The following is a 26,999-nucleotide window of genomic DNA, read 5'->3' on the forward strand; positions in this document are numbered from 1 at the left end:
CGCGGCCACGGCGCAACCGGGCACCGATCATGACCAGCGACTTCACCCGGCCGCCCGGCGGCCCGCATCCCGCGTTCGATGCCGCGCACGCGCGGCCCACGCCGCACGCCAACGCCCCTGCGATGGTGCTGCTCGTCGACGACCAGACGATCGTCGCGGAAGCCGTGCGACGCGCGCTCGTCGACGAGGAAGGCATCGACTTCCACTACTGCGCACGCTCGGACGACGCGCTCGCGACCGCGATCGAGACGCGGCCGACCGTGGTGCTGCAGGATCTCGTGATGCCGGGCACCGACGGGCTGAGCCTCGTCAAGGCGTACCGCGCGAACCCGGCGTCGCGCGACGTGCCGATCATCGTACTGTCGACGCAGGAAGAACCGGTGATCAAGAGCGCCGCGTTCGCGGCGGGTGCGAACGACTACCTGGTGAAGCTGCCCGACCGCATCGAACTGGTCGCGCGGATCCGCTATCACTCGCGCTCGTACATGAACCTGCTGCAGCGCGACGAGGCGTATCGCGCGCTACGGCAATCGCAGCAACAGCTGCTCGAGGCGAATCTCGAACTGCGCCGCCTCACGCATTCGGACGGCCTGACCGGGCTGTCGAACCGCCGCTATCTCGACGAATACCTGGCCGCCGAATGGCGCCGGGGTGCGCGCGAGCGCAGCGAACTGTCGCTGCTGATGATCGACGTCGACAACTTCAAGCTGTACAACGACACGTACGGACACGTGTCGGGCGACACCGTGCTCAAGCAGGTCGCGGCGACCATCGAGCGGTGCCTCGGACAGTCCGGCGATCTGGCTGCGCGCTTCGGCGGCGAGGAGTTCGCGGTCGTGATGCCGGCCACGGCGCCCGGGGCCGCGCGGCTGCTCGGCGAGAAGATCCGCCTCGCGGTCGAGGCGTTGCGGCTCGAACACGCGCATTCGTCCACCGGCCGCTACGTGACGATCAGCATTGGCGGCGCGAGCGTCGTGCCGGCCGCGGGCGTGCCGACCACGTCGCTGATCGAGGCGGCCGATCGCGCGCTGTATCGCGCGAAGCGCGACGGCAAGAATCGTGTGGAGATCGATGTGTCCGCAGCACCCGCCGTTCCGCCCGGCGGCGGCTTCGCGTGAATGCCTACACGGCGACGAGCCGGCGTGCGTAGTCGGCCGGATCGAGCGGCCGGCCGAACAGGTAGCCCTGCTGCATGTCGCAGCCGATCTGCTGCAGGAACCACGACTGCGCCTGCGTTTCGACGCCTTCGGCGGTCACCGTCATCCCGAGCGAATGCGCCATCGCGACGACCGCCTGCGTGATCGCAACCGAGTCGCGGTGATCGGGCACGCCCGACACGAACGACCGGTCGACCTTCAGGTTGTGCAGCGGAAAGCGCTTCAGGTACGCGAGCGACGAATAGCCGGTGCCGAAGTCGTCGACCGAGATCCGCACGTTCATGTCCGTGAGCGCTTCGAGCATCGGCATTACGGTATCCGTGTCGTTCATCAGCACGCCTTCGGTGATTTCGAGCTCTAGCGCGCCGGGGTCGAGCTGCGTCTGCGCAAGGCAGTCGTATACCGACTCGACGAGGCCTTCGTGAAACTGTCGCGGCGACAGGTTCACCGCGACCATCAGGTCGGGCGCGATCGTGCGGCGCCATTCGGCGGCCTGCCGACAGGCCGTTTCCAGCACCCACTGCCCGATCGCGACGATGAGCCCGGTATCCTCGGCGACCGGAATGAATTCGGCCGGCGACATCGGGCCGAGCTCGGGGCTCGTCCAGCGCAGCAGCGCTTCGGCGCCGACCGTGCGGCCGCTGCGTGCATCGACGACCGGCTGGTACACGAGCCGCAGCGTATCCGACGAGATCGCGCGGCGCAGCGACTGCTCGATCGCGAAGCGGCGCTGCAGGCGCACGTTCAGTTGCGCGGTGAAGAACGTGAAGTGATTGCGGCCGCGCTGCTTCGCGTCGTACATCGCGGAGTCGGCGTTGCGCATCAGCGTGACCGCGTCGTCGCCGTCGCGCGGCGCGACGCTGATCCCGATCGACACACCGAGCCAGTATTCGTTGTTCGCGATCGCGAACGGCTTTGCGATCGTATCGATCACCTCGCGCGCGAGCGCGGACAACTCGTCGGGGTCGTCGCAATGGTCGACGAGAATCACGAACTCGTCGCCGCCGACGCGCGTGAGCGCATGCCGGCCGCCGCCGCACGCGGCGAGCCGCGCGGCGACGCTGCGCAGCAGCGCGTCGCCCGCGTCGTGCCCGGCCGTGTCGTTGACCTTCTTGAAACCGACGAGATCGATGAACAGGATCGCGACGCGTGCGGGCCCGCCCGCTGCGTCGCGCGCGCCGAACAGCTCGCGCATCCGGTCGGACAGCCAGCGCCGGTTGTAGAGGCCCGTCAGCGCATCGCGCGTCGCCAGATAGCGCAACTGCTGCTGCGCTTCCCGGATGGGGCCGATGTCGTGAAAGGACACGAGCACCGATTCGGGCTGCGCCTCGCCCGGCTTCACGATCGGCACCGCGTTGCCGCGCACCCAGATGACGTCGCCGTCCGCCAGCCCGAAGCCGACCGTGTAGTCGAGCAGCGGCGTGGCCGTGGCGAACGCGCGCCGGCTCGGCCAGTCGTCCGGCGCGATCGGCGTGCCGTCCTCGTGCAGCTTGTACAGGATCACCGTCGACAGCCGCCGGCCGACGAGCTCGCCCTTTGCACGCACCATCCGGTTCGCGCTCGGATTGCTCGCGATCACGACGCCGTCGCGCGACACGACGAGTATCCCTTCGTTCAGGCTGTTGACGACGAGGCGGTGATGTTCCTCGCTGCGCACGAGCTGGCGCGCGATCGAGTCCTGATGTACCGCGAGACCCACGCTGTTGCCGATATCGCGCAGCAGGTCGGTTTCGACGTCGCTCGGCCGGCGCGGCGTGCGGTGATACACCGCGAACGCGCCGAGCACGGTGCCGGCTTCGTCCAGAAACGGCACGGACCAGCAAGCACGCAAGCCGAGCGGCAACGCGACCGACCGGAAGCCGGCCCACAGCGGATCGGTTTCGATGTCCTCGACGGCGATCATCCGCCGCTCGTGCATCGCGGTGCCGCAGGAACCGGCGGCCGGCCCGATCGGCGCACCTTCGATCGCGGCGCTGTACTCCGCAGGCAGCGACGGCGCGGCCCCGACGTGCACGTGCACGCCGTCCGGGTCGAGCAGCAGGATCGTGCACGATGCGCCGTCGCCGAGCAGCCCCTCGGCACGCCGGCACACTTCGACGAGCAGCTCCGGCAGCGGTGTGTTGCGCGTGATCAGTCGCAGCACGCTTTGCTCGGACGCGAGCACTTCGGCTGCAAGCCCGTGGCTGTAGCGAGAACTTTGCGGTTCGGTATTCAAGCTGAATCCTGCCGTCAGTTCGACCGGGTCTGGTGCGCCCGGTTCGTTAGCGATCCTTCGTGCCGTTTACCGCCCCGGGCTTACGCAACGCCGGTGCGTCCCCTTTCGTGCGCGCCCCAACACGCACCAAAATACATTTAACACCAATCCGTGCTGCCCCGTGCATGCGCGTGCATCAGGGCTTACGCGCGGTCATGGCCGAACCCGCGACGATCGTTTCGTCTGATGATTGCGACTGACCGCACGGTCAATCCCGGCGAATGTGTTCGGACAGGAAATCGATCAGCCACCGCAAGCGCGGCAGCAGCCCGCGGCGCGCCGGGAAACGCCGCGTGCACGTCCCCGCCTTTCGGCGCCCACCCCGGCAGCACGTCGATCAGCGCGCCGCCGCGCCGCGCGTCGTCGACGACCATGCACAGCCGCTGCGCGATGCCGATGCCGATGCCGACTCGGCACGCAGCGCCGCCGTCCGTGCGTTCATGACTCTGCTCGTCGAAACCGGCGGCACCGCCTGCATGCGGCTCTCGTACGACAAGAGCGGAGCGCGGACGCCGTATGCGTCGACGCCGCTGCAGCGCACGGTCTGCCCGGCAGCATGACGCAACCCGCCCGAGCTGCCCGCCCCGTGCGGGGCGATTGCATTGCGGTGCGGCCCTCTGCGTCTCCCGTCGATCCGCTATTGCGGCTCCCCAATGAACCGCAGCCGCTCCGACTCCCCCATCAGCAACGCGCGATTCGCGTCGGCCGCCGCGCGCAGGTAGTCCCACAGCGCCGTCACGCGCCGCAGCTTGCGCAAATCCTCGCGGCATGTCAGCCAGAAGCAGCGCGTGACCACCACGTCATCCGGCAGCACGGGCACCAGCGCCGGCTGCGTCGCGGCCATGAAGCACGGCAGGATCGCGAGCGCGCCGCCTTGCAGCGCCGCGAACACCTGCGCGATCACGCTTGTCGTGCGCAAGCCGGCCGTCGCGCCCGGCACCGCGCGCTCCAGGTACAGCAATTCGCTGCTGAACGCGAGATCGTCGACGTAGCTGATGAACGCATGCCGCGCGAGATCGCCGGTGCACGCGATCGGCGGATGATGCGCAAGGTAGTCGCGCGTCGCATAGAGCCGCAGCTGGTAGTCGCACAGCTTCGTGGCCACGTATGGCCCGCGCTCCGGCCGCTCGAGCGTGATCGCAAGATCGGCCTCGCGCTTCGGCAGGTTCACGAAATGCGGAACCGGCAGCAGGTCGACCGTCACGTGCGGATGCGCAACGCGGAACCGCGCCAGCTGTGGCGCGAGAAAGAAACAGCCGAACCCTTCGGTCGACCCGATCCGCACGTGGCCCGACAGCGCCTCGCCGGTGTTCGCGACCTGGTCGCACGCGGACTGCACGGTCGTCTCCATCGCGTCGGCATACGCGACGAGCCGCTGCCCTTCGGCCGTCAGCGTGAAGCCGCCCGAGCGCGACTTGTCGAACAGCAGCGTGCCCATCGCAGCCTCGAGCGCGCGAATGCGCCGCGCGACGGTCGTGTAGTCGACGCCGAGGCGTTTCGCCGCGCCGCTCGCCCGCTGCGTGCGGGCAACTTCGAGAAAAAAGCGCAGGTCGTCCCAGTTCAGGTTGCCGGAAACCGGCTCGGTAGCGTGTCGCATCGGCGGGAAAAAACGCAGGGTGTCTCCGGGCCGGCCGTCGATATGCAGAAATGCACATCCAACCGGTTTTCTTGTCGGTACATCATGGATCCGCGCATAACTATACTCGACCGTGACCTGCGGACCATGAGCCGCGGGCAACAAAAAACGGAGACACCATGCAGACCCGATCCACGCTCGATGAGCATGCGACCATCGCGACACCGGCGCCCGAGCGCACCGCGAAGCACTACCTGCTGGCCGGCTGGGCCAGCATGGCCGGCACCACGATCGAGTGGTACGACTTCTTCCTCTACGGCACCGCCGCCGCGCTGGTGTTCAACCGCATCTTCTTCCCGTCGCTGGACCCCGTCGTCGGCACGCTCGCAGCGTTCGGCACGTTCGCGGTCGGCTTCATCGGCCGGCCGATGGGCGGCATCGTGTTCGGCCATTTCGGCGATCGCGTCGGCCGCAAGGCGATGCTGATGATCACGCTGCTGCTGATGGGCGTGCCGAGCATGATCATCGGGTTGATCCCTTCGTACGACCGGATCGGTTACTGGGCCGCGGCGCTTTTGATCGCGATGCGTTTCCTGCAGGGAATGGCGGTCGGCGGCGAATGGGGCGGCGCGGTGCTGATGGCCGTCGAGCATGCGCCGAAGGGCCGCAAGGGGCTGTTCGGCAGCCTGCCGCAGACGGGCGTCGGGCTCGGGCTGATCCTGTCGTCGGTCGCGATGGCCGCGGTCGCAGCGCTGCCGGACGCGGACATGTTGTCGTGGGGCTGGCGCGTGCCGTTCCTCGCGAGCATCGCGCTGGTCGGCCTCGGCTGGTTCATCCGAGCGAAAGTGCCCGAGTCGCCGGACTTCGAGAAGATGCAGCGCCAGGGCAAGGCGGAGAAGTCGCCGGTGACGGCCGCGCTGCGCCGCCATCCGCGCGAGGTGCTGACGATCGTCGGCGCGCGCGCCGCCGAAAACACGTGGTTTTACATGGTCGTCACGTTCGCGCTCGCGTATGCGACGCAGCAGCTTCATCTGCCGAAGGCCGACATGCTCCACGCGATCACGGCCGGTGCGGTGTTGTCGCTCGTCACGATGCCGTTCTGCGGACATCTGAGCGACCGCATCGGCCAGCGCCGGATGTTCGCGATCGGCCTCGTGCTGATGTGCGCGTTCGCCGCGCCGTTCTTCATGATGCTCGGCACGCAGCAGACGTCGTACGCGTGGTGGGCGATCGTGCTCGGCCTCGGCGTCGTGTTTCCGATCCTGTATGCACCGGAATCGCTGTTGTTCGCGCAGCAATTCCCCGCCGAAATCCGTTACAGCGGCATCTCGCTGTCGGTGCAGCTCGCCGGCGTGGTGGGCGGCGGCTTCGCGCCGATGATCGCGACGTCGCTGCTGAAGGCCGGCGGCGGGCAGCCGCACTACGTGATCGCATACCTCATCGGCTTCGGCGTGTTCGCGCTCGCCTGTACCGCGCTGATGCGTCCGGCGCGCACCTGAGCGCACCGCGCACACCCGCCGCATTCATCCGCATTCAGTTCGACCTGTCGTCCGCCGTGCCCGCGCGCGGCGGACGCAGGCCACCCTTTCGCTTCGCATCGGAGATTTTTCATGAACGCCGCAGTTCCCCAGACCACCCTCGCCCTGCCCACTGCCAAGCTGCTGATCGACGGCGCTTTCGTCGACTCGCAAAGCGCCGAATGGGGCGACATCGTCAACCCCGCGACGCAGGACGTGATCGGCCGCGTACCGTACGCGACGCTCGACGAGGTCGATGCAGCGATCGCGTCCGCGCAGCACGCGTTCCACACGTGGAAGACGACGCCGATCGGCGCGCGCATGCGCATCATGCTGAAGTTCCAGGATCTCGTGCGCCGCAATCTCGAACGGATCGCGCATACGCTGACGGCCGAGCAAGGCAAGACGCTGCCCGACGCGCAAGGCGACATTTTCCGCGGCCTCGAAGTGGTCGAGCATGCATGTTCGATCGGCACGCTGCAGCAAGGCGAATTCGCGGAGAACGTCGCGGGCGGCGTCGATACGTACACGCTGCGCCAGCCGATCGGCGTGTGCGCAGGCATCACGCCGTTCAACTTCCCCGGCATGATCCCGCTGTGGATGTTCCCGATGGCGATCGTGTGCGGCAACACGTTCGTGCTGAAACCGTCCGAACAGGATCCGCTTTCGACGATGCAGCTCGTCGAACTCGCGATCGAGGCCGGCGTGCCGAAGGGCGTGCTGAACGTCGTGCACGGCGGCAAGACGGTGGTCGATCGCCTGTGCACGCATCCGGACATCAAGGCGATCTCGTTCGTCGGCTCGACGCGTGTCGGCACGCACGTATACAACCTCGGCAGCCAGCACGGCAAGCGCGTGCAGTCGATGATGGGCGCGAAGAACCACGCGGTGGTGCTGCCCGACGCGCATCGCGAGCAGTCGATCAACGCGCTCGTCGGCGCGGGCTTCGGCGCGGCCGGCCAGCGCTGCATGGCGACGTCGGTGGTCGTGCTGGTAGGCAGCGCGCGCGACTGGCTGCCCGACCTCGTCGAGAAAGCGAAGGCGCTGAAGGTCAATGCGGGCGCCGAAGCCGGCACCGACGTCGGGCCGGTCGTGTCGAAGGCGGCGAAGGCGCGCATCGCGTCGCTGATCGACGCCGGCGTGAACGAAGGCGCGACGCTGCTGCTCGACGGCCGCGACGTGAAGGTGCCCGGCTACGAACGCGGCAACTTCATCGGCCCGACGATCTTCTCGGGCGTGACGACCGACATGTCGATCTACCGCGAAGAAATCTTCGGGCCGGTGGTGGTCGTGATGGAAGCGGCGACGCTCGACGAAGCGATCGCGCTGGTCAACGCGAATCCGATGGGCAACGGCGTGGGCCTCTTCACGCAGAGCGGCGCGGCCGCGCGCAAGTTCCAGAGCGAGATCGACGTCGGCCAGGTCGGCATCAACATTCCGATTCCGGTGCCGGTGCCGTACTTCAGCTTCACCGGCTCGCGCGGCTCGAAGCTCGGCGATCTCGGCCCGTACGGCAAGCAGGTCGTGCAGTTCTATACGCAGACGAAGACGGTCACCGCGCGCTGGTTCGACGACGACACGACGGCCGGCGGCGTGAACACAACGATCGCACTGCGCTGATCCGACGGAGCCCGCATATGGAAATCGCCTTCATCGGACTCGGCAACATGGGCGGCCCGATGGCCGCCAACCTGCTCAAGGCCGGCCACGCGCTGACAGTGTTCGACCTGGACGAGAACGCAATCGACGCCGCGGTGCGCGCGGGTGCGACGGCGGCCATGTCGCCGCGTGACGCGGCCGCCCGCGCGGCGCTCGTGATCACGATGCTGCCGGCCGCGCAGCACGTGCGCGCCGTCTATCTCGGCGACGACGGCGTGCTCGCCGGCGCGCGCCCCGGCGCGACGTTCGTCGATTGCAGCACGATCGACCCCGGCACCGTGCGCGCGGCGGCCGACGCCGCCGCGCAACGCGACTTCCCGCTCGCCGACGCGCCGGTGTCCGGCGGCACCGGCGGCGCGCAGGCGGGCACGTTGACCTTCATGGTCGGCGCGCCGGCCGCCCTGTTCGAGCGCATCCGTCCGGTGCTGCTCGACATGGGCAAGAACGTCGTGCACTGCGGCGGCACGGGCACCGGGCAGATCGCGAAGATCTGCAACAACCTGCTGCTCGGAATCTCGATGATGGGCGTGTCGGAGGCGATGGCGCTCGGCGCCGCGCTCGGCATTGATCCGGCCGTGCTCGCCGGCATCATCAACACGTCGACGGGCCGCTGCTGGAGCTCGGACACCTGCAACCCGTACCCGGGCGTCAACGACGCGGCGCCCGCCGCGCGCGGCTACTCGGGCGGCTTCGCCGCGAACCTGATGCTGAAGGATCTGGGGCTCGCGACCGAAGCCGCGCGCAGCGCACGGCAACCGGTGTGGATGGGCGCGCTCGCGCAGCAGCTCTATCAGTCGATGAGCCAGCAAGGGCTCGGCACGCTGGATTTTTCCGCGTGCGTGAAACTGTACGAAGCGCGGCCCGCCGTGTAACGCAACCGGCGTACGCGCGGCGACCCGCGATGCCTGTCGGGGCATTGCGGGTCGTTCTGCATTCGGAGCACTGCGATCGCGGGTGTCGCGGCCGCGACAGACGCAATGCGACGCGCGCTCAACCGCGCGGGTTGGACGCGGTCTCGAAGGTCGGATGGCACTCGAACGCGAGTTCGGAGCGCGCGTCGACGCGGCGGCCGCCCGTGACCGACTCCTGCTTCAGGCTCGCGCGCATGCCGCGCTGCGTGCAGTAGTTGGTGGCTTCGTTGACGGCCTTTTCATGAGCGTCGGCCCACGTCGTCGACACCCCGAGCGTGCGTGTCGTCACGGTGAAGACGTTCGGGTTCGACGTCGCCGTGACGTCGGAAGCGGTCGAACACGCGGCGAGCAAGCATATGGCGGTCGCGGCGGTCAACCATCGGAGGGATCGGAAAGGCACGGAAATGGACATGGAGGCAAGCGCACCGTCGGTTCGACGGCATTGAGCAACATAGGCGACAGTATGCCTGCCGGATCGCCGGAGATCATGCCCTTTTCAGTGAACACATTGTTTCGAATGGTTAAACGATCTGCTGACGCCGGCAAAATTTACAGGCCGCACCGCTTGCGTCGGTGCGCTTGTGTCGCTTTTCCCGGCTGTCGCGCGGCTTCGCGCCATTCGCCGGATGATGATTCGGTGCGCCCCCGGCTTGTACCCGCAGGCCAGACAGCTTCGCGGCCGGCGGCGGACCCCGCCCCGCCGCTGCGATTTCCCCGACGCGCGACGCGCTGACGCCTGGACACGCACCGCGGCGCCGCCCACCGTCCGCGTCGTCGATCGAGCGGGCATCAGCGCACGCGCGGCGTCTCCGCGAGCAAAGCTACCCGCTTGCACCGATTGCATATCCCTCGGCCGCGAGAAGTGTCGGCGCAATCGATTCCCGTGGGTGCGTCGACACCGTTCCCGAATCGCATCGCATCGCATCGCATCGCATCGCATCGCATCGCATCGCATTCCGATGATAGTTGCACTCACAACCATTTCGGCGAACGACCCTCCGTCGCGTGGACGGCATCGCCGCTCGACCAGCCGGTTGCCGTTTGAAACGCACTGGGCGTACGTGACGGCGAGCGCGCGCGTACCACAGCACGCGTCGACGCACTGCTTTTTTACAAATGCCTGAACCTGCCGCACGCGGTGCCGCGCGCTACGCCGCGAACGCGGACCGCCGCATCGCCGCCACACCGGGCGCGCGCGCCGATTCAGCCACGCAGGCATGGTGCTTGCGACATTCAGGCGCCCGTCGCCCCGGCGGACGGCAATCCTTCCTTCAATTGGCGCTGCGCGTCGCGCGGACCCTCGCGCGGCGACACCGCATCGCAAGCAGGTTTCCCTGAACGAGAGGACGACAATGAAATCCATACGAACGATAGTGGCCCTGTGCTCGGTCATTTCCGTGCTCACGGCATGTGGCGGAGACGGCAACGACGTCGGCACCGAACTCGGCATCTCGAAGCCTCAGGCGCGCTTCATCAACGCGGTGCCGGCCGGCCCGAATCTCGATTACTACCTGAACGCGAAGGTCGATGCATCGGGTATCGCGTACAAAGGCGTGACCCGCTATCACGACATCGACTCGGGCACGCAGACCGCCAGTTACGACATATCGGGAACGACCGCGACAGTGGCGTCGCAGTCGTTCAGCGCGGCGAACGGTCACCACTACACGACCGTCGCGTTGCCGAGCACGTCGTCGGCCATTTCGGTGATCGACGATCCGTTCGACAAGAAGCTGCTGTCCGACAAGGCGCGCGTGCGCAGTTTCAACGCATCGCCGAATGCGCAAAACGTCGACGTGTACGTCGTCCCTCCGGGCGCCGACATCACCGCGCAAAGCCCGACGCTGGCCGGCGCGGCGTACCAGAATGCGGTGCCGGCGTCCGGCCAGGATTCCGTCTATCTGAGCGGCGGGACCTACCAGATCGTCGTCACGACGGCCGGCAGCAAGACACCGATCCTGAAGACCGCGCCGGTCGCGCTGAACAACAACGCCGACTGGCTGCTGCTGACGATTCCGGCCGGCGGCATCGGCGACGTGATACCCAACGACGTGCACGTCCTCGTCGCGCAAGGCAACGATGCGGACACGTCCGCGCAGGAACTGGGCCCGCAGTAACGGCCGCGGGCGGACCGCCATCCGGCGGTCCGCCCGGCAAATCACGCTTGCACGATCACGCGGACGTCATTCGCTCCGCTCGAGACGGATCACGTGCTCGGCGCGCCTGGAGTCGCCTCGTTCGACATCGACGTCGCCGACATAGCACACGCGCCAGCCCGGCCGCGTCGCGATCTGCGGGACGTTGCCGCCCGGCCGGCTTTCGATGCCGCCAAGTCCTTCATCCGGCGTAGCTACCGCATCGTCGAGCGACGCGTTCGAATAGATGACGTTGTCGTGCCACTCGGTCGCGCCGGTGCGCGCCTCCATGCCCTTGCCATCGACGTCGACCGTGTTGTCGGTCATCGCCATGTTCGCGTTGTCGAGCGTGACGATCCGGCCAGCCGCACGACGTACCGGGTCGCCGCTGTCGACCGCATGTGAGTCGACGTCGATCGGCGGCAGGCCGGTCGGCATCTTTCCCGCGACGCCCTCGGGCGTGAGCGGCCGCTTCGCCGTTTCCGCCGCCTGGGTTGCCGCATCCGGCATGTCGCCCGCGGCCGGCGTCTTCACTGGGCTCCGGTCGATCTGTTTGCGCTGCTGTTCCGGGGTTGAATTCGATTCCGCGTTCTGCATCGCACCTCCTGTTTCCGGACCGCGCGCCCCGCGTGCTGCAGCCGGCGCCGCGCCGCGAATCGCTACAACGGTCCTTGCAAACTTTTCACGCGCACCGCCCCGCACGCGCGCCGCGCGGCGCACGTGCGGTTTCGGCACGCCACGACAACGGCACCCGCGCAGGCCGTGGACCTGCGCACGTGCCGCCCGCCGCCGCCGATCAGCCTCCGCCGCTCGCGCCAGCCGGCGTGGACGCCGTGCCCGGCATGCTCGCCGCGCCGCCGGTCGTGCCGCTATCGGCGCCGGCCGTGCCGCTGCTCGGCATGCCCGAAGGCGCGGTGGACGGCGCGGGCGACATGCCGCCCGTGGCGCTCGTGTCCGAACTCGCACTGGTGCCGGTGTCGTTCGAAGTCTTCTTGCAGCCCGCACCCGCCGCCAGGCCGGCGATCAGGACGCCGGCGAAAACGGCTCGCGATACTTGACGAATGGAATATCGCTGCATGACACCTCCGCTGATGTCGATGTGGATGGAACCGGTCATCACGCAATTCATGTGCCGCGACGCAGACCCGCCGATCGGGCCCCATTCGCTTTTCAAATGACGGTCAGCCGAATATTTAATTTCCCATCGCCGCGCCCACCGCCCATACTCGCGAACAAATCCGGCACATAACGCCGACGACGCCCGCGCTGCCTGCGCACGCGGACGCTTCGCACCGGACATGGAAGGAGACAACGCGTGGACCTGGAAGCCACTCACCGCGCGGGCGTCGTGCCCGGCCCGGACGACGCCCTGCATCGAACCGATACGGCCGCGCGCGATCCCGCGCTGCGCCCGGGGCTGCCCGATCCCGACCTCGCGCCGACCGCGCACCTTCGTCGAATGACGGGCCGCGGGAACGCGTAGCGACATGCGGCACGCACGGCAGCCGAACGGCGGTCGCCTCGACGCATCCGACGCCACGGGCGCGCTCGACATACTCGACGCGCGGCTGATGCGCATCCTGCTCGTGCTGCTCTCCGAGCGCACCGTGTCGCGCGCGGCCGTGCGTCTGAACATGTCGCAGCCGGCAACGAGCGCCGCGCTCAAACGCGTGCGCACGCTGCTCGGCGATCCGCTGCTGGTGCGCAGCCGCTACGGGATGGTGCCGACCGAGTTCGGCGCGCGGCTGATCGAGCCGCTGCGCAATGCACTGCGCGTGATTGACTTCATCCGCATCCAGCAGCCGACGTTCGACGCACGCACGTCGGTGCGTACGTACCGGATCGGCTGCCCCGACTACCTGAACGTGCTGTTCGTGCCGAAGCTCGTCGCGCTGTTCCGCGAACGCGCGCCGGATGCGCAGCTCGTGTTCCATCCGCTCGGTGACGGCTTCGACGACGAACGCGCGCTCGCGGACGGCGAACTCGACGTCGTGATCGACAACCGCCCCGCCCGCACGTCGCGCTTCCGGCAGGACGACCTGTTCGACGATCGCATCGTGTGCCTGATGCGGGCGACGCACCCGCTCGCCCGACGCGGCGCGATGACGGCCGACGCCTTCGCGCAAGCCGCGCAGCTGTGCCCGACGCCGTCGTGGCTCGAAGCGTCCGGCGCGATCGACCGGCAGCTCGAACGCGTCGGCCTGCGGCGCCGGATCGTCGTCACGCTGCCGCATTTCGAACTTGCAGCGCATGCGCTCGTGCGCTCCGACCTGATCCTGACCACCACATATCGGCTCGCGCGTCACTACGCGAAACTGCTGCCGCTCGGCGCGGTTGCGCTGCCGGCCGAACCGCCCGACATCGCGTACCGGATAACGTGGGACGAATCCGGCGCATGCGTCGACGGCGTGCGCTGGCTGCGTGCGCTGATCGCCGAAGCGACGCGCGGCTGGCTCGACGCGGAAGCGGCGCAGCCGGCGGTCTCGGCGGCGCCGGCTGCGCTGGAGCTTGCGGACACCGATGCGCGTACGGCTTCACCGGCCGCGCCCGACGCGCCGGAACCGGCGCGGCACACCCGCCGCCGGCCGCCGATTCAGTGCGGCAACGCGCGGCGCACGCTTGCCGCACCTGCGGCGCGCGTCCACCGGACCGTGACGAAGGCGCACTGACGGACAGCCCGCCTGCACATGCCGCGCAATCGCGCGCTTGACCGACACCGACACGGTCGCCCTCCGAGCGTCGATCGCAGGATCGTGCGCGATGTCACCTCTGCTTCGCGCACGCGGCAGTCGCGCAGCATGTACGGCCCGGTGCCGATCGGTAGCGCAGCCAGCACGACCACGATCTCTGCAAAGCGTGCGCCCGGCGGACGGCAGTACGCGCACTCGTGCGCACTGTGCCTGCCTGCTGCCACGCATTCGCGCCATCGCATCGGCGAACGCGCATGCGCCACCGCGAACGCATCGCCATCGCAGTGACGCCCGCTCATTCAACGACGCCCGAATAAGCATTTCGCGAATCGATGTTTGCCGCCGCCACACCGATTCCGTAATCTGCCCGGCAGCCGCGCGGCCCGCGCGGATCACCGAGGACCCGCCGATGACATCGCCCGCCACCCTGGCCCGCCGCCGCGCGCTGCTGCGTGTGGCCGCCCTGGCCGCCGCACCGCTCGCCGGCGCCGCCGCCGTTCCGACCGCTGCCCGCGCGGCCGGCGCCGATCTGTCGAACGTCACGCTGGTGCTCGGCGATCAGGCCGGCGGCCTGCGCGCGCTGGCTGAAGCGGCGCACGTGCTCGACGGCGTGCCGTACCGGTTTCGGTGGGCCAACTTCCAGGGCGCCGCGCCGCTGTTCGAGGCGCAGCGCGCGGGCGCGATCGATCTCGCGCCTGCCGGCGACCTGCCCGTGCTGACGGCCGCACTCGGCGATCCGTCGCTGCGGATCGTCGCGACGCGGGTCGGCTCGCCCGCATCGCTCGGCATCGTCGTGCAGCCCGATTCGCCGGTGCGCACGGTCGCCGACCTGAAGGGGCGCACCGTCGTCGTATCGTCGGCGCGCGGCAGCATCTCGCAATATCAGTTGTACGGCGCGCTGCGCGAGCACGGCCTTGCGCCGGGCGACGTCGACGTCCGCTTCGTGCTGCCGGTCGATGCATTCGCCGCGTTCGAGGCGAAGCAGATCGGCATCTGGGCGACCTTCGATCCGTATTACGGCAACGTGGTCCGGCGCGGCGCCCGGATCGTGCGCGACGGCACCGGCATCAATTCGGGGCTGGCCTTTCTCACGTCGCCGGTCGACACGCTCGACGACCGGTCGAAGCGCGCGGCGTTGACGGACGTGCTCGCGCGGCTCACGCGCGCCGGCCGGTGGGCGCTCGCGAACCCGGCCGAATACGCGACGGTCTATGCGTCGCTCACGCGCCTGCCGCGCGACGCGGCCGCCGATATCGCCGGCCGCGCGGCCCTCGCGCAGCGCGGCATCAGCGGCGCGGACATCGCCGTGCTGCAGCGTGTTGCCGATCGCGCGGCCGCTGACGCGATCCTGCCGAGGCGCGTCGACGTCGCGTCGATCGCGGTGCGCGACCTGTCGGCTGCGTAACGGCTCTCACCGCTGTTTCAGCGCGGCTTCGACATGTCGAGATCCGGCACGTCGTCGCCGAACGTCGACGCGACCAGCGTGCGCATCGCGGCAATCAGCAACGTCGGCCCCGACTGATCGAACGTGCAGCGTTCGCCGGCTGCGGGCACCGCCCGATGCAGCACCGCACGCCACCCGCCGTGGCCGCCGTCGCGCTCGAAGGCGCCGAACGGCAGCCGCTCCACGAGCGGCCCGCCGTCCGGCCATGACGACGACGGCGCGAACGGCACCGGCACGCCGCCCACTGCGCGAATCGCCGTGCATCCCGCCGCGCCGACGCGCGGCGCGCCGAGCTCCAGCGCCATCGCCACCCAGAAATCGAGCGATGCGCCGGTCAGATCCTGAACTTGCATCGCGCGCTCCTTCCGTGTCGAAAGCGTCATCGTAGCGCCGCCGCGCGCCCGGCGTCGATGCGGGCCGCCGACCGTTTGACCGGCAACGCGGCCGCCGCAAGCACGCGTCGATACGTGTTACGAATCGGCGATTCTTGCCTACAATGAATCGACTGCCGGTCGTCGGGCCTGCGCTGAACCAGCAGGCCGGAACCGCCTTCGCGCCGCATGGGCCGCGCCCGTTCGGCAAACGACAACGAAAACCACACGGTGCAGCGCCGGCCGGATCGCTCGGAGAGACCGCAGCATGTCCATGCACGCCAGGAAGCCGCTGATATCGCTCGTCGTGCCGTTTCACGACGAAGAAGAAACGATCGACGCATTCTTTGCCGAAACGCTGCCCGTGCTCGAGTCGGTCGCCGCGGTGCGATTCGAGATCGTCTGCGTCAACGACGGCAGCCGCGATCGCACGCTCGAACGGCTGCTGTCGATCGCCGCCGGCGACGCCCGCGTGCACGTCGTGGATCTCACGCGGCGCTTCGGCAAGGAAGCGGCGCTCACCGCGGGGCTCGACGAAGCGGCCGGCGCCGCGGTGATCGTGATCGACGCCGACCTGCAGGATCCGCCTGCGCTGATTCCGGCGATGATCGAACACTGGCGCGACGGCGCCGAAGTCGTGGCCGCGAAACGCACCGACCGGATGTGCGACCCGTATCTGCAGCGCGCGGCCGCGGCGCTCTACTATCGCGTGCACAACGCGCTGTCCGAAGTCGAAATGCCGGAGAACGTCGGCGATTTCCGGCTGATGGATCGCGACGTCGTGGATGCGCTGCGCACGCTGCCGGAGCGGCGCCGGTTCATGAAGGGGTTGTTCGCGTGGGTCGGGTTTCGCACCACGATCGTCGAATATACGCGGGCGCCGCGCAGCGGCGGGCGCTCGAAGTTTTCCGGCTGGCGGCGCTGGAATTTCGCGCTCGAGGGCATCACGAGCTTCAGCACGGTGCCGCTGCGCGTGTGGACCTACGTCGGCATCACGTTCGCGATGCTGTCGCTCGTATACGGCGCGTTCATCGTGGTGCGCACGCTGCTGTTCGGCAATCCCGTACACGGCTACCCGTCGCTGATTTCCGTCGTGCTGTTCGTCGGCGGCATCCAGCTGATCGGCATCGGCGTGATCGGCGAATATCTCGGCCGGATCTACCACGAATCCAAGCAGCGCCCCGTCTACCTCGTCAGGCGGCGCTACCGTGCCGAGCGCGACGCCGCCGCGCACTCGGCATCGAAGCTGCTGCAGTTTCCGCTCAAGCGCGCCCCTCAGCTGCGCCGCCGGGCCGCGATGCCGTCGGCGGCCGGCATCGCGGCCCGCAAGGCATCGTTCAAATAGGCCCGGGCGCGCAATTGGACATGCTCCGCCAGTCGACGCGCACCGCGGATAGCACGGCCAGCGCGTGGCTCACCTCGCGCCGCGTGGTGCTGTACAGCGCGCTCATGCTCGTGCTCGAGTTGCTGTTCATCGTGATCTGGGTCGCCGTCGTGCGCGATTCGAACGGCGCCGTCACGTTGCGCCCCGGCGCCGACTTCTCGGTATTCTGGTCCGCGTCGTACGTGATGCTGCACGGCTCGCCAGCGCAGGCATACGATTTCTCCGCGTTCTCGCGGCTGTCGGCCGAACTGTTCACGAACCTGCATCACGGCACCTTCGCGCCCTGGCTGTACCCGCCCACCTATCTGTTGCTCGTGACGCCGCTCGCGTTGCTGCCATTCGCGCTCGCGTATCCGCTGTTCGTCGCGGGCGGCGTGGTCGTGCTGGGCACGACCGTGTGGCACGTGTCCGGCCTGCGCGCGATCCGCGGCGCGGCTGCGGTCGCGCCGCTCGCACTGGCCGCCGCGCCGTGCGTGTTCGTCACGGCGAGCCTCGGACAAAACGCATTCCTGACCGCATCGTGTGCGGCGCTGGCTGTTTTCTGGGCCGACCGGCGACCGGTGTGGGCCGGCCTTTGCATCGCGCTGCTGTCGGTCAAGCCGCAGATGGCGCTGCTGTTCCCGTTCGTGCTGGTGGCCGTGCGCGCATGGCGCACGATTGCGTGGGCCGCGCTCGCGAGCGGCGTGTTCGCCGTGTCGAGCGTACTCGTCTGCGGCGTCGACTCGCTGCGCCGGTTCGTCTCCAGCACCGCCCTTGCCCGGTCGATCATTCTCGAGCATGGCGTCACGTTCTGGTTCGTGTCGCCGACCCCGTTCGCAACGCTTCGCCTCGCGGGCATGCCGCTCGGCGCCACGTATGCGGTGCACGCCTGTATCGCAGCGATCGCGATCGCGGCCGCGTGCGCCGCGTGGAGGCAATCGCGCGACACCCGCGTGCGCGCGGCCGTGCTGGCCGTCGCGACGCTCGTGGCGAACCCGTACGTGTGGCACTATGAACTCGCGTGGCTCGCGGTCGCAATTGGATGCATGCTGTCGATCGGCTGGCGCGACGGCTGGCTGCGCGGCGAGCAGGCAGCGATCACGCTGATGTGGGCGCTGCCGGGCGTCGAATACCTGAATCCGTGGCTGCAGTTGCCGCAGATCGGGCCGGCCGTGACGCTGTTTGCGCTGCTCGTGCTGCTGCGCCGCGCGCGGCACGACGCTCACAACGCGAGTCGCGGCGGCACGTACACGCCGTAGTAAGGCCCGACGCCGGTCGCAACGCCAGTCATCTTGACGCCGGCGACGAAGTGCCCCTGGATGTACTTGTACGAGCCGCCCAGCGACACGTCGATGCGAAACGCCGCGAACGCGACGATCGGCACGTACGTGCTGCTCGACGTCTGCGTGACGACCGGCAGCACGACCGTCGCGCCGACCGGCACCGACGTGTAGAGCGTCGCCTTCACGCCGGTCGCGAGATAGATGCTGTCGCCGATGTTGAGCGTGGTCGGGTTGCCGGTCACCATCAGGCCGCTCATCGTCGTCGTATCGGTCGCGGTCGACTGGAACGACGTCCACTGGCCGCCCATGCACAGCGTGCCGTACGTCTGGCCGTTCGTGATCGAAAACTCGTACGGCAGCCCCGTCAGCGGATTGATCAGCGGCTGGTTGGTCTGCGCGTTCCAGTACTGGTTGTACACGCACTGATCGATCGCGATCGGAAACAGCCCGCCGGCCGCGACGCCGCCCGGCGCGGCGAGCACCGCGATCGCGGTCGCGCTCCCCGATGCACCGGGAACGCCCAGCAACGTGCCGAGCAGCAGCGGAATCGAGCCGCCGTTGACGCCGGGCGTGCGCGACACGGTCACCTGCACCGCCGGCACGTCGTAGGGGCCGGGCGTGATCGTGACGGGCTGCATCGACGCGGGCGTGCGCGTCACGTTCCAGTAGCCGGTCGTCACCGTGCCGGTCGCGAGCGGCGCGCCCGCCGCCGAATTCTGCGCGATCACGCCGTTCGCCGCCGGCGCGGCCTGCGACCAGTTCAACGCGCCGCCGGTCGGCGACATCATCGCATCGGCCCCCGCGAGCGCCGCTGCGTCGGCGGCGTTCTGCAACTGGTTGCGCACGGTAGCGACCCACGCGATGTCGATCGCCAGCGCGCCGAACGACAGCAGCGGAATCAGGAACATCAGAAAGAACAGCGCGACGGAACCGCGTTCGCGCGCGGCACGGGCGCGTCGTGCGCAGGCTGCATCATTCATAGAGCATCACCGAGCTCGCGGAGATCGTGACCGGGCCGGTCAGCGCGCTGAGCGCCGTGCCGAGCACCATCCCGGAATACGTATAAGTCACCGTCACGGTCAGCGCGGAGCCCGACGTCGTGCCGTTCGCCTGCGTCACGGTCACCGTCGGCGGCGTCGCGGCGCCGCCGCTGACCAGGCTGTTCTGCGTGTAGCCGAGTGCGACGTTGGCGATCTGGGTCGTCGTCAGCATCGGCACGCGCAGCACGACGCCGGCCCGGGCAGCTTCGCGGCTCGCGTTCGTGATCACCGCCTTGTCGCATAGCAGCAGGCTCACGTCGATGATGCCGATCAGCACCATCAGCAGGAACGGCAACATCAGCGCGAACTCGAGCGACACCACGCCGCGCGCCGCGCGCGCGCGCATCGCCGCGCGTGTCATTTTGCTGCTCCCGCTGCGTCCGGCACGGCGCGCGGCTCGAGCGCCGCGCCCGTCGACGGGCGCGACGCTTCCGCGACCGGGTGTGCGGCAAGCCTGGCCCGCACGGCCTGGTAGACGCGCAGATTGTCCGCCACGGCCGACGCCGGCAGATCCGCCGACAGCAGCTTCTTCGCCGAATCGGTGTTGCCGAGCACGCCATACGCAAACGCGAGATTCTGTCGCGCCTGCCATGGTGCATCGGGCAGCCCGGCTACGTCGAGCAGCACGTTCACGCCCTCGCGCGCGCGATTGCCGAGCACGAGCGACAGCCCGAGATCGACGCGCAGCCCCTGCGCTTCCGGATGCACGCGCAGGGCGTCGCGGTAGACGGCCTGCGCATCTTCGTGGCGGCCCTGCAGGTCGAGCACCGTGCCGAGCCCTTGCGCCGCGAGCGGAAGGTTCGGCTGGGCGGCCAGCAACGCGCGGTAGCGCTGGCCGGCCTCGTCGAGCCGGCGCTGCCGCAATGCGACGCGCGCGAGTCCGACCTGCGGCCCCAGTTCGGCGGGCGCCAGCTGGCGAGCCTGCTCGTAGAGCAGCCGCGCACGCTCGAGATCGCCGGTGCGGTAATTCACGTCGCCGAGCCCGACGCGCGCCGCGAGCGACTCCGGGTGCTTCTCCAGCACCTTCTCGTACAGCGTCGCAGCGAGATCGACGTTGCCGCCGGCCAGCGCGCTGTCGGCAATCCGCAATTCCGCCTGCGGGTCGTCGCTCTTGTGCGACAGCACCGGACGAGTCTGGATCGCCGGCGCGCAGCCGCCGGCGAGCAGCGGCAATACGATCGCGAATGCGCATGCGCGTCGTGCGGAGCCTTTCATTTGAGCACCTCGAGCAGACGGATGGCTGCCGGGCCGGCCGCGATCAGGCCGACCGTCGGCAGGATGAACAGCATCATCGGCAACGTGATCTTCGGCGCAAGCTTCGCCGCTCGTTCCTCGAGCGCAACGATCTGCTCGGTACGCTCGCTACGCGACAGCGTCCGCAGCGCCTGCGTGATCGGCGTGCCGAAGCGCTGTGATTGCGTGAGCGTCGTCGCAAGCGAGCGCGCCGACGCAAAATCGACGCGCAACGCAAAATGCGCCATGGCTTCCGATACGTTGCCGCCGAGCGTCAGCTCGTCCGCGCATACCGTCAACTCGTCGGCGAGCGGCGGACAGATGCGCTGCAGTTCCCGCGCGACGCGGCGCATGCCCGATACGAGGCTGTTTCCGGCCATCGTGCAGATCACGAGCAGATCCAGTGCATCCGGAAAGCATGCGGCGATCATGCGTTTGCGCCGCCGGATCAGTGCGCCGAGCACGTACTCGGGCACGATCACCCCGATCACGAACGCGCCGACCATCGCGATCGCGCGAATCGGGAAGTATTGTCCGAGGTGCGGGATGTACGGGCTGAATACGATCGCGATGCCCGCGAACAGCACGCCGACGCTCAGCTTGACGCCGATCATTGACGCGACCGCACGGCGGTCGCGAAAGCCGGCGCGCGTGAGCTGCAGCCCGAGCTTCACGCGCTGCATCGGGTCGAGCACGGGCAGCCGATCGCCGAGCTGCGCAAGCCGCCGAGTCAGGTTCTGACGCACATCGCCAGGCTGCAGGCGGCCGCTCGCGAGCGACGGCGGCCGCTGGCCGGCCGCCTGCCGCACGCGCTCGGCAATGCGCTGGCGCGTGCCGCCGCCGGGCGTCGCCAGCGCGAGCGCGACGCACGCGAGCAGCAGCAACAGTTCGAGGCCGCGGCCGGCCACCATCGACATCGTCATCGCGCGGTATCCAGTTTCGAGATCTTGTGAATCGTCAGCAGACCGATCGTCAGCAGCACCGCCGCAATCGTCAGCATCACGCGCCCTGCGTGCGTGTCGAACAGCAGCATCACGTACGTGCGGTTCACGAGGAACAACGCGCCGATCATCACGAACGGCACCGCCGAGATGATCTTCGTCGTGATGCGCCCCTCGGCAGTCAACGCACGCGTCTTCAGGCGAATGTCGCGGCGGGTGCGAATGATGCTCGACAGTTCGTCCAGCGTCTCGCCGAGGCTGCCGCCGGTTTCGCGCTGCAGCAGCAGATAGACGGTGAAGAACGAGAAATCCGCGATCATCAGCCGGTCCGCCGCTTGCGTCAGCACGTCTTTCAGATCCACGCCGACGCGCAGGCTGTCGCCCATCGTGCGGAACGTCGAGCGCACCGGCTCGGCCGCGTTCTCGCCCACCGCGCTGATCGCCTGCGTGACCGGAATGCCCGCGCGCACCGCGCGCACGATCAGATCGATCGCGTCCGGAAACGCTGCGAGAAAGCGCATCCGGAAGCGCTCGATCAGTGCGCGGTAACTCGCGCGCATCGCGAGCAGCGGCAAGCCGACGTAGATTAGCGGATACAGCAGACGAGGCAGGGTGACCAGCTTCACCACGACGATTGCCGCGATCGCACCGGCGATCGTGCTCGCGACGACGATCCGTATCCCGCGCTGGCCGGCGACTGCGCGCACGCGCGTGACGTAGCGCTGCAGCCACGCGCGCGCGCGCCCGTGCCGGCGCGGCAGGTCGAACAGCGCGACACCGGGCGCCGCCGCCGCACCGGTCTCGCGGCCCGCGAGCGTCGGTGCGAGATGCCGCATGCGCGCGCGAATGCGCTGCTCCGGCGCGTGGCGCGCGCGCTCGAACAACGCGGACAACCCGACGCCGATCGCGAGGATCACGATGAATGCGCCCAGCGCGAATACGTCGGCCGCAGTCATTGCCGGAATACCTCCGAAAGTGCGTCCTCGACGCCGTAATATGCGGCCCGCGGCGCGAACGCGGGCCGCAGCGACGACGCCTCGAACACGCCCTTCACGACGTCGCGGGTCGTGTCGCCTTCCTGGCGGAACGCGAACAGATCCTGCGTGATGACGACCTCGCCTTCCATCCCGACGATCTCGGTGATGCGCGTCACGCGCCGCACGCCGTCGCGCATCCGCTCGACCTGCACGAACAGATGCACGGCACTCGCGATCTGGCGGCGGATCGACAGCAGCTGCAGGTTCGCGTTCGCCATCATGACCATGCTTTCGAGGCGGCTGATCGCGTCGCGCGGCGAGTTCGCGTGGATCGTCGTCATCGAGCCGTCGTGGCCCGTGTTCATCGCCTGCAGCACGTCGAACGCCTCCGCGCCGCGGATTTCGCCGAGGATGATCCGGTCCGGCCGCATCCGCAGCGCGTTGCGCACGAGATCGCGCTGCGAGATGCCGCCGAGCCCTTCCGTATTCTCCGGCCGCGTCTCGAGACTGACGACGTGCGGCTGCAGCAGTTGCAGCTCCGCCGCATCCTCGATCGTCACGATCCGTTCATGCTCCTCGATGTGCTGCGACAGCGCATTGAGCAGCGTCGTCTTGCCCGAGCCGGTGCCGCCGGAAATCACGATGTTCAGCCGGCAAGCGCACGCGATCTTCAGCACCTGCAGCATCGCGTGCGAGATGTTGCCCTGATGCGCCATCCGCGCGAGCGTGATGTCGCGCTTCGCGAACTTGCGGATCGAGATCGACGCGCCGCGCATCGCGATCGGCGGCAGCACCACGTTCACGCGGCTGCCGTCCGCGAGACGCGCGTCGACCATCGGGCTGCTCTCGTCGACGCGACGCCCGACCGCCGCCGCGATCCGTTGCGCGACGCTCGTCACGTGCGCGTTGTCGCGAAACTTCAGCGGTGTGAGTTCGAGCCGGCCGGCGCGTTCGACGTACACCTGATCGGGGCCGTTGACGAGGATGTCGGACACGGTGTCGTCGGCAAGCAGCGGCTCGATCGGCCCGACGCCGAACATGTCGTTCAGGATCGCGTCGACGATCAGCACCTGCTCGCCCGCGGTGATCTTCAGGCGCTCGCGCTCGACCGTATGCGCGGCCACCTGTTCGATGCCCGCCCGCACTTCGTCGCGCGTCTTCATCAGCGCGGCCGACATGTTCATCGACGCGAACACCGCCGTGCGGATCGCATCGAACTTGCCGGAACGGATCAGCGCTTCCTGCGTATCGGCCGTTGCCGCCCCGCGCGGGGACGCGTAACCGGACGCGGAACCGGACGCCGGCACCGGGCTCGCGACCGGAGCCGGCGCCGGCGAGTCGTCGCGCGGCGCAGCGGGAGGGCCCGCCGGCGCGCGGTCCTGCGTCGGCCGTTTGCGGGTACCGAACGTCACGATCCTTTCCTCCATTTGACGAAGCGCGCATACCACGGCTCGGCGACGGCCATCGATTCGCCGGTGATGCCGTTCGCGAGCATCCGGATCTCCTCCCGGAAGCCACGGTGTTTCGCGCCTTCGATCGGCTCGCCGAGGTTCTCCGCGATCGCGAGCGACTGCGGATCGTGCGGCAGCTCGCGCAGCTGCACACCGCCGAACGCATCCTCGAAATCGGCGCGCGCGACGCGCCCCTTGACCGGCTCCAGCGGATTGTTCAGCACCATCGACAGCATCCGCTCGCCCGGCATTTCCTTCACGAAGCGTGCGAGCCGCGCGGCTTCGTACGCGGCGTGCACCGAGCGGTCGGCGACGATATAGACGAGATCCGATACCGCCAGCGCATCCTCGGACAGCTTGCCGACACGGTTGCCCACGTCGAACAGCACGTAATGGAAGCGGTCCTTCATCATGTCGACGAGCCGCTCGATCGCATCGTCGCGCAGCTGCGCGTCCTCGCCATAAGCGAGTTCCGCGGACAGCACGTGCAGCCGGTCGCCCTTCGTGACGAGCATGCGGTCGAACAGCGCGTCATCGGGGCGCTGTTCCATGCTCAGCAATTCGACGAGCCCGTTGTTGCTCGACAGCCCGAGCATCGAGTTCGCGCCGCCGCCGTACAGGTCCAGGTCGACGTACGCGACACGCCGCCGCTTCTCGCCCGCCAGGCAGCGCGCGAGGCTCACCGCGATCGTCGTGGTGCCTACGCCGCCGCGCGCGCCGACGAAGCTGACGATCTTGCCGGTGCGCACCTGCACGACCGACTCGGTCGTCGTCAGCGCGCGCCGCATCAGATCGACCGTCAGCGGCTTCACGATGTAGTCCTGCACGCCGATGCCGAGCAGGTTGCGGAACAGCCCGACGTCGTTCTGCGTGCCGATCGCGACGACCCGCACCGACGGATCGCATACGTCCGCGAGCCGCATCATGTCCGACACCGGCATCACCGAGTCCGATACGTCGACGATCAGCTGGCGCGGCGAGCGCTCGTGCTGCTGCAGCAACCCGATCGCGTCGTCGCAATTGCCGGCCTCCACGTGGGCGCGCGTAATCGACAGGTCCTGCGCGACACGGCGGATCACGTCCTCGCTGCCGGCATCGGACACGACCGCGAGGAGGTCCGCCGCTGCGGCGGCGTCGGCGCGCTTGACGTTCTGATGGGCGAGGATGTTCATGGGCGGCATCGCAATCGCATCGGGTGGGTCAATGGCCGGGCGCGCCGGTCGTCGTCAGCGCCTTGGCCGGCGCAGCCTGCTTCACACGATCCTCGACGTAGCGGCGCACCGCGTCGGCCGCGACCTGCGCGTCGGCACCGCCGTACGGCACGGGGGCGACGAGGTCTTCCGGGCGCGCGAGCATCGCCGCGAGATTCGTGTAGGTCGCGCAGCCGAACGGCACGCCGGGCCGCCCGAATCCCGCATCGACGAGATGCGACGGCTGCATCAGCTTCGCGCAATCGGGCGGCACCGCGCGCACGCCGTCAAATCCGATCGCACGTGCATCGGGCAGGTTGACCGGCGGCGGCGCCGACAGGCACGCCGCGAGCGCCAACGGCAAAGGCGCGGTGAACAACGTCCGAACTCGCATGCGCGCTCCTCCGTTCAGTACACGAAGCCCGCCGCGCCGACGAGACGCGGCGTGTCGCCCGACAACAGGTCGAGCCCGAGATTGCGCTGGATCGCGAACTCGAGATCGCTGCTCGGCCGCGCGACGGTGTCGAGCGCCTGCTCGAGCTGCCCGGGGCCGGTCGGCTGCACGATGTACGGCGTGACGATCACGACCACCTCGGTCTTGTTGTCCTGGAAGTTCTTCGACGAAAACAGCCGGCCGATGATCGGCAGCCGGCCGAGCCCCGGGATCTGCGACACGGTATTGGCCGTCTGGCTCTGCAGCAGCCCGCCGATCGCAAAGCTCTGCCCGCTCGACAGCTCGACCGTGGTTTCGACGCGGCGCACGGACAGGCCCGGCACCGTCACGCCGCCGGTCGTCACGCTGTTGTTCGGGTCGACCTCGCTCACCTCCGGGCGCACCTTCAGGCTGATCCGGTTGTCGGCGAGCACGGTCGGCGTGAAATCCAGCGACACGCCGAACGGCTTGAACTCCACGGTGATCGCGCCGGTCGTGTTGCCGGCCTGCGCGACCGGAATCGGAATCTCGCCGCCCGCGAGGAAGCTCGCGGTCTGGCCGGACATCGCGGTGAGATTCGGCTCCGCGAGCATCGTGATCAGCCCTTCCTGATCGAGCGCGTCGAGCACGAAGTCGATCGACCAGCGCCCCGCGCGGAAGCCGCCGAGCACCGAATACGCGCCGGTCGGCGACAGGTTGAACAGTTTCGTCGTCGGATCGAACAGCGTGCGCCCGCCGAACAGCCCGCCGACGAAATTGCCGGCCGCGCCGAGCGAGCTCCAGTTGATGCCGAGCTGTTGCGTGATGTTGCGGCTCACCTCGGTCACGCGCACACGCAGGTTCACCTGGATCGGCCGCGACAGCGTGAGCCGGTTGACGATCTTTTCCTTGTCGTTCACGTACGGCGCGAGCGACTGCATCACGGCGTCCGCGTCGGCTGCGCCCGGCACCTTGCCGGATACCATCAGCGAGCCCGGAGCGCCCGACACCGACAGCTTCAATTGCGGAAAACGGCTGTCGAGCACCGCCTGCAGCGATGCGGTGTCGACCTGCACGATCACCGTCCGGCGCAGGATTGGCCGATGGCTCGCGCCGAGCGCGATCAGCGTGGTCGTGCCGGCCTTCTTGCCGATCACGAACACGGTGCGCGGCGACGGCACCTGGATGTCCGCGATGCTCGGGTCCGCGACGAACATCGCGGTCGCCGGTTCCGGCAGCGACAGCATCTCGCCCTTGCCGGTCGCGATCGTCAATGCCGCGCCGGCGTCCGGCGCGTGCGCGCGCTGCGCGAGCGCGGCGCCCGGCGCGACGACACAGGCCAGCCACCAGAAAGCGATCCAACGAACCGTGCGCACCATGCGTGTTCCCGTCAAA

Annotated in this window: 24 protein-coding genes and 2 pseudogenes; 9 read left to right on the forward strand and 17 right to left on the reverse strand. The window is 68.8% G+C overall.

Annotated features, from left to right (window positions below; all coding sequences use genetic code 11):
- The first annotated feature begins 29 nt into the window (after nucleotides 1-29).
- On the forward strand, nucleotides 30-1,118 hold the full coding sequence (locus KDW55_RS20475; RefSeq protein ID WP_282972520.1) for a diguanylate cyclase: 1,089 nt from the start codon (nucleotides 30-32) through the stop codon (nucleotides 1,116-1,118).
- A 4-nt stretch (nucleotides 1,119-1,122) separates the two neighbouring features.
- On the opposite strand, the gene KDW55_RS20480 is transcribed toward KDW55_RS20475, so the two are convergent.
- The 3 genes and pseudogenes from KDW55_RS20480 to KDW55_RS20490 form a co-directional block, all read right to left on the reverse strand.
- A complete protein-coding gene (locus KDW55_RS20480) occupies nucleotides 1,123-3,372 on the reverse strand; it encodes an EAL domain-containing protein (RefSeq protein WP_212160986.1) in 2,250 nt (749 codons plus the stop codon).
- 247 nt (nucleotides 3,373-3,619) lie between these two features.
- Nucleotides 3,620-3,812, reverse strand: a pseudogene (locus KDW55_RS20485) (LysR family transcriptional regulator); the annotation flags it as partial.
- A 236-nt stretch (nucleotides 3,813-4,048) separates the two neighbouring features.
- Nucleotides 4,049-5,008, reverse strand: a complete 960-nt coding sequence (locus tag KDW55_RS20490) for a LysR family transcriptional regulator (RefSeq protein ID WP_059546600.1) — start codon at nucleotides 5,006-5,008, stop codon at nucleotides 4,049-4,051.
- 158 nt (nucleotides 5,009-5,166) lie between these two features.
- Between KDW55_RS20490 and KDW55_RS20495 the strand changes: the two genes are divergently transcribed.
- From KDW55_RS20495 to mmsB, 3 genes are all read left to right on the forward strand, one after another.
- Nucleotides 5,167-6,486, forward strand: coding sequence for an MFS transporter (locus tag KDW55_RS20495; protein WP_059546598.1), 1,320 nt, complete (start codon nucleotides 5,167-5,169; stop codon nucleotides 6,484-6,486).
- Nucleotides 6,487-6,597: 111 nt separating this feature from the next.
- Nucleotides 6,598-8,124, forward strand: coding sequence for a CoA-acylating methylmalonate-semialdehyde dehydrogenase (locus KDW55_RS20500; protein WP_040139546.1), 1,527 nt, complete (start codon nucleotides 6,598-6,600; stop codon nucleotides 8,122-8,124).
- Nucleotides 8,125-8,141: 17 nt separating this feature from the next.
- Nucleotides 8,142-9,035, forward strand: coding sequence for a 3-hydroxyisobutyrate dehydrogenase (gene mmsB, locus KDW55_RS20505; RefSeq protein ID WP_212160985.1), 894 nt, complete (start codon nucleotides 8,142-8,144; stop codon nucleotides 9,033-9,035).
- Nucleotides 9,036-9,153: 118 nt separating this feature from the next.
- Here the strand turns inward: mmsB and KDW55_RS20510 are convergent, their stop codons facing one another.
- Nucleotides 9,154-9,486 carry a hypothetical protein gene (locus tag KDW55_RS20510; RefSeq protein ID WP_212160984.1) on the reverse strand — a complete coding sequence of 111 codons (333 nt, stop codon included), beginning with the start codon at nucleotides 9,484-9,486 and terminating at the stop codon, nucleotides 9,154-9,156.
- Between the two features lie 940 nt (nucleotides 9,487-10,426).
- On the opposite strand from KDW55_RS20510, the gene KDW55_RS20515 reads away from it, so the two are divergent.
- Nucleotides 10,427-11,191: a DUF4397 domain-containing protein gene (locus tag KDW55_RS20515; protein ID WP_040139543.1), complete on the forward strand. Its 765-nt coding sequence runs from the start codon at nucleotides 10,427-10,429 to the stop codon at nucleotides 11,189-11,191.
- A gap of 66 nt (nucleotides 11,192-11,257) precedes the next feature.
- On the opposite strand, the gene KDW55_RS20520 is transcribed toward KDW55_RS20515, so the two are convergent.
- Nucleotides 11,258-11,806, reverse strand: a complete 549-nt coding sequence (locus KDW55_RS20520; protein ID WP_040139542.1) for a DUF3005 domain-containing protein — start codon at nucleotides 11,804-11,806, stop codon at nucleotides 11,258-11,260.
- Between the two features lie 199 nt (nucleotides 11,807-12,005).
- Nucleotides 12,006-12,698 (reverse strand): hypothetical protein, encoded by a 693-nt coding sequence (locus KDW55_RS20525; protein WP_212160983.1) that lies wholly within the window; start codon nucleotides 12,696-12,698, stop codon nucleotides 12,006-12,008.
- Here KDW55_RS20525 and KDW55_RS20530 point away from each other — a divergent pair.
- On the forward strand, nucleotides 12,697-13,878 hold the full coding sequence (locus tag KDW55_RS20530; protein WP_212160982.1) for a LysR family transcriptional regulator: 1,182 nt from the start codon (nucleotides 12,697-12,699) through the stop codon (nucleotides 13,876-13,878). The genes KDW55_RS20525 and KDW55_RS20530 overlap by 2 nt on opposite strands.
- Nucleotides 13,879-13,940: 62 nt before the next feature.
- On the opposite strand, the pseudogene KDW55_RS29475 reads toward KDW55_RS20530, so the two are convergent.
- A pseudogene (locus KDW55_RS29475) lies at nucleotides 13,941-14,057 on the reverse strand (AEC family transporter); the annotation flags it as partial.
- A gap of 251 nt (nucleotides 14,058-14,308) precedes the next feature.
- Here KDW55_RS29475 and KDW55_RS20535 point away from each other — a divergent pair.
- Entirely contained in the window at nucleotides 14,309-15,304 is a 996-nt protein-coding gene (locus tag KDW55_RS20535) for an ABC transporter substrate-binding protein (RefSeq protein ID WP_069242808.1), read from the forward strand.
- 17 nt (nucleotides 15,305-15,321) lie between these two features.
- On the opposite strand, the gene KDW55_RS20540 is transcribed toward KDW55_RS20535, so the two are convergent.
- Nucleotides 15,322-15,696: a phage protein NinX family protein gene (locus KDW55_RS20540; RefSeq protein WP_069243503.1), complete on the reverse strand. Its 375-nt coding sequence runs from the start codon at nucleotides 15,694-15,696 to the stop codon at nucleotides 15,322-15,324.
- 286 nt (nucleotides 15,697-15,982) lie between these two features.
- Between KDW55_RS20540 and KDW55_RS20545 the strand changes: the two genes are divergently transcribed.
- Nucleotides 15,983-17,059, forward strand: a complete 1,077-nt coding sequence (locus KDW55_RS20545; protein WP_212160981.1) for a glycosyltransferase family 2 protein — start codon at nucleotides 15,983-15,985, stop codon at nucleotides 17,057-17,059.
- Between the two features lie 104 nt (nucleotides 17,060-17,163).
- A complete protein-coding gene (locus KDW55_RS20550) occupies nucleotides 17,164-18,336 on the forward strand; it encodes a glycosyltransferase family 87 protein (protein WP_083253110.1) in 1,173 nt (390 codons plus the stop codon).
- Here the strand turns inward: KDW55_RS20550 and KDW55_RS20555 are convergent.
- The 9 genes from KDW55_RS20555 to KDW55_RS20595 are packed head-to-tail and all read right to left on the reverse strand — an operon-like array spanning nucleotide 18,300 to nucleotide 26,983.
- On the reverse strand, nucleotides 18,300-19,340 hold the full coding sequence (locus tag KDW55_RS20555; protein WP_069242805.1) for a TadG family pilus assembly protein: 1,041 nt from the start codon (nucleotides 19,338-19,340) through the stop codon (nucleotides 18,300-18,302). The genes KDW55_RS20550 and KDW55_RS20555 overlap by 37 nt on opposite strands.
- Complete coding sequence (locus KDW55_RS20560) at nucleotides 19,333-19,761, reverse strand: TadE/TadG family type IV pilus assembly protein (protein WP_040139535.1); 429 nt, start codon at nucleotides 19,759-19,761, stop codon at nucleotides 19,333-19,335. The genes KDW55_RS20555 and KDW55_RS20560 overlap by 8 nt, the downstream gene beginning before the upstream one ends.
- Nucleotides 19,758-20,615, reverse strand: a complete 858-nt coding sequence (locus tag KDW55_RS20565) for a tetratricopeptide repeat protein (protein ID WP_212160980.1) — start codon at nucleotides 20,613-20,615, stop codon at nucleotides 19,758-19,760. The genes KDW55_RS20560 and KDW55_RS20565 overlap by 4 nt, the downstream gene beginning before the upstream one ends.
- A complete protein-coding gene (locus KDW55_RS20570; RefSeq protein ID WP_040139533.1) occupies nucleotides 20,612-21,556 on the reverse strand; it encodes a type II secretion system F family protein in 945 nt (314 codons plus the stop codon). Before KDW55_RS20570 ends, KDW55_RS20565 begins: the two co-directional genes overlap by 4 nt.
- Nucleotides 21,553-22,530: a type II secretion system F family protein gene (locus tag KDW55_RS20575; protein WP_212160979.1), complete on the reverse strand. Its 978-nt coding sequence runs from the start codon at nucleotides 22,528-22,530 to the stop codon at nucleotides 21,553-21,555. Before KDW55_RS20575 ends, KDW55_RS20570 begins: the two co-directional genes overlap by 4 nt.
- Complete coding sequence (locus KDW55_RS20580; protein ID WP_212160978.1) at nucleotides 22,527-23,963, reverse strand: CpaF family protein; 1,437 nt, start codon at nucleotides 23,961-23,963, stop codon at nucleotides 22,527-22,529. Before KDW55_RS20580 ends, KDW55_RS20575 begins: the two co-directional genes overlap by 4 nt.
- Nucleotides 23,960-25,183: an AAA family ATPase gene (locus KDW55_RS20585; RefSeq protein WP_212160977.1), complete on the reverse strand. Its 1,224-nt coding sequence runs from the start codon at nucleotides 25,181-25,183 to the stop codon at nucleotides 23,960-23,962. Before KDW55_RS20585 ends, KDW55_RS20580 begins: the two co-directional genes overlap by 4 nt.
- 19 nt (nucleotides 25,184-25,202) lie before the next feature.
- The gene (locus KDW55_RS20590; protein ID WP_040139530.1) at nucleotides 25,203-25,586 is read right to left on the reverse strand and encodes a CpaD family pilus assembly lipoprotein; all 384 of its coding nucleotides are present in this window, start codon (nucleotides 25,584-25,586) and stop codon (nucleotides 25,203-25,205) included.
- 14 nt (nucleotides 25,587-25,600) lie between these two features.
- A complete protein-coding gene (locus KDW55_RS20595) occupies nucleotides 25,601-26,983 on the reverse strand; it encodes a type II and III secretion system protein family protein (protein WP_040139529.1) in 1,383 nt (460 codons plus the stop codon).
- Nucleotides 26,984-26,999 lie beyond the last annotated feature (16 nt).

The sequence above is a fragment of the Burkholderia sp. AU19243 genome (assembly GCF_018148075.1).
In the GTDB taxonomy this organism is placed as follows: domain Bacteria; phylum Pseudomonadota; class Gammaproteobacteria; order Burkholderiales; family Burkholderiaceae; genus Burkholderia; species Burkholderia latens_A.

Bases quoted from the DNA above. Each gene is read 5' to 3' on its own strand.
- KDW55_RS20475 (WP_282972520.1), top strand. From the start codon at position 30: ATGACCAGCGACTTCACCCGGCCGCCCGGCGGCCCGCATCCCGCGTTC.
- KDW55_RS20490 (WP_059546600.1), bottom strand. From the start codon at position 5,008: ATGCGACACGCTACCGAGCCGGTTTCCGGCAACCTGAACTGGGACGAC.
- KDW55_RS20495 (WP_059546598.1), top strand. From the start codon at position 5,167: ATGCAGACCCGATCCACGCTCGATGAGCATGCGACCATCGCGACACCG.
- KDW55_RS20500 (WP_040139546.1), top strand. From the start codon at position 6,598: ATGAACGCCGCAGTTCCCCAGACCACCCTCGCCCTGCCCACTGCCAAG.
- mmsB (WP_212160985.1), top strand. From the start codon at position 8,142: ATGGAAATCGCCTTCATCGGACTCGGCAACATGGGCGGCCCGATGGCC.
- KDW55_RS20510 (WP_212160984.1), bottom strand. From the start codon at position 9,486: ATGTCCATTTCCGTGCCTTTCCGATCCCTCCGATGGTTGACCGCCGCG.
- KDW55_RS20515 (WP_040139543.1), top strand. From the start codon at position 10,427: ATGAAATCCATACGAACGATAGTGGCCCTGTGCTCGGTCATTTCCGTG.
- KDW55_RS20520 (WP_040139542.1), bottom strand. From the start codon at position 11,806: ATGCAGAACGCGGAATCGAATTCAACCCCGGAACAGCAGCGCAAACAG.
- KDW55_RS20530 (WP_212160982.1), top strand. From the start codon at position 12,697: ATGCGGCACGCACGGCAGCCGAACGGCGGTCGCCTCGACGCATCCGAC.
- KDW55_RS20525 (WP_212160983.1), bottom strand. From the start codon at position 12,698: ATGTCGCTACGCGTTCCCGCGGCCCGTCATTCGACGAAGGTGCGCGGT.
- KDW55_RS20535 (WP_069242808.1), top strand. From the start codon at position 14,309: ATGACATCGCCCGCCACCCTGGCCCGCCGCCGCGCGCTGCTGCGTGTG.
- KDW55_RS20540 (WP_069243503.1), bottom strand. From the start codon at position 15,696: ATGCAAGTTCAGGATCTGACCGGCGCATCGCTCGATTTCTGGGTGGCG.
- KDW55_RS20545 (WP_212160981.1), top strand. From the start codon at position 15,983: ATGTCCATGCACGCCAGGAAGCCGCTGATATCGCTCGTCGTGCCGTTT.
- KDW55_RS20550 (WP_083253110.1), top strand. From the start codon at position 17,164: ATGCTCGTGCTCGAGTTGCTGTTCATCGTGATCTGGGTCGCCGTCGTG.
- KDW55_RS20555 (WP_069242805.1), bottom strand. From the start codon at position 19,340: ATGAATGATGCAGCCTGCGCACGACGCGCCCGTGCCGCGCGCGAACGC.
- KDW55_RS20560 (WP_040139535.1), bottom strand. From the start codon at position 19,761: ATGACACGCGCGGCGATGCGCGCGCGCGCGGCGCGCGGCGTGGTGTCG.
- KDW55_RS20565 (WP_212160980.1), bottom strand. From the start codon at position 20,615: ATGAAAGGCTCCGCACGACGCGCATGCGCATTCGCGATCGTATTGCCG.
- KDW55_RS20570 (WP_040139533.1), bottom strand. From the start codon at position 21,556: ATGACGATGTCGATGGTGGCCGGCCGCGGCCTCGAACTGTTGCTGCTG.
- KDW55_RS20575 (WP_212160979.1), bottom strand. From the start codon at position 22,530: ATGACTGCGGCCGACGTATTCGCGCTGGGCGCATTCATCGTGATCCTC.
- KDW55_RS20585 (WP_212160977.1), bottom strand. From the start codon at position 25,183: ATGCCGCCCATGAACATCCTCGCCCATCAGAACGTCAAGCGCGCCGAC.
- KDW55_RS20590 (WP_040139530.1), bottom strand. From the start codon at position 25,586: ATGCGAGTTCGGACGTTGTTCACCGCGCCTTTGCCGTTGGCGCTCGCG.
- KDW55_RS20595 (WP_040139529.1), bottom strand. From the start codon at position 26,983: ATGGTGCGCACGGTTCGTTGGATCGCTTTCTGGTGGCTGGCCTGTGTC.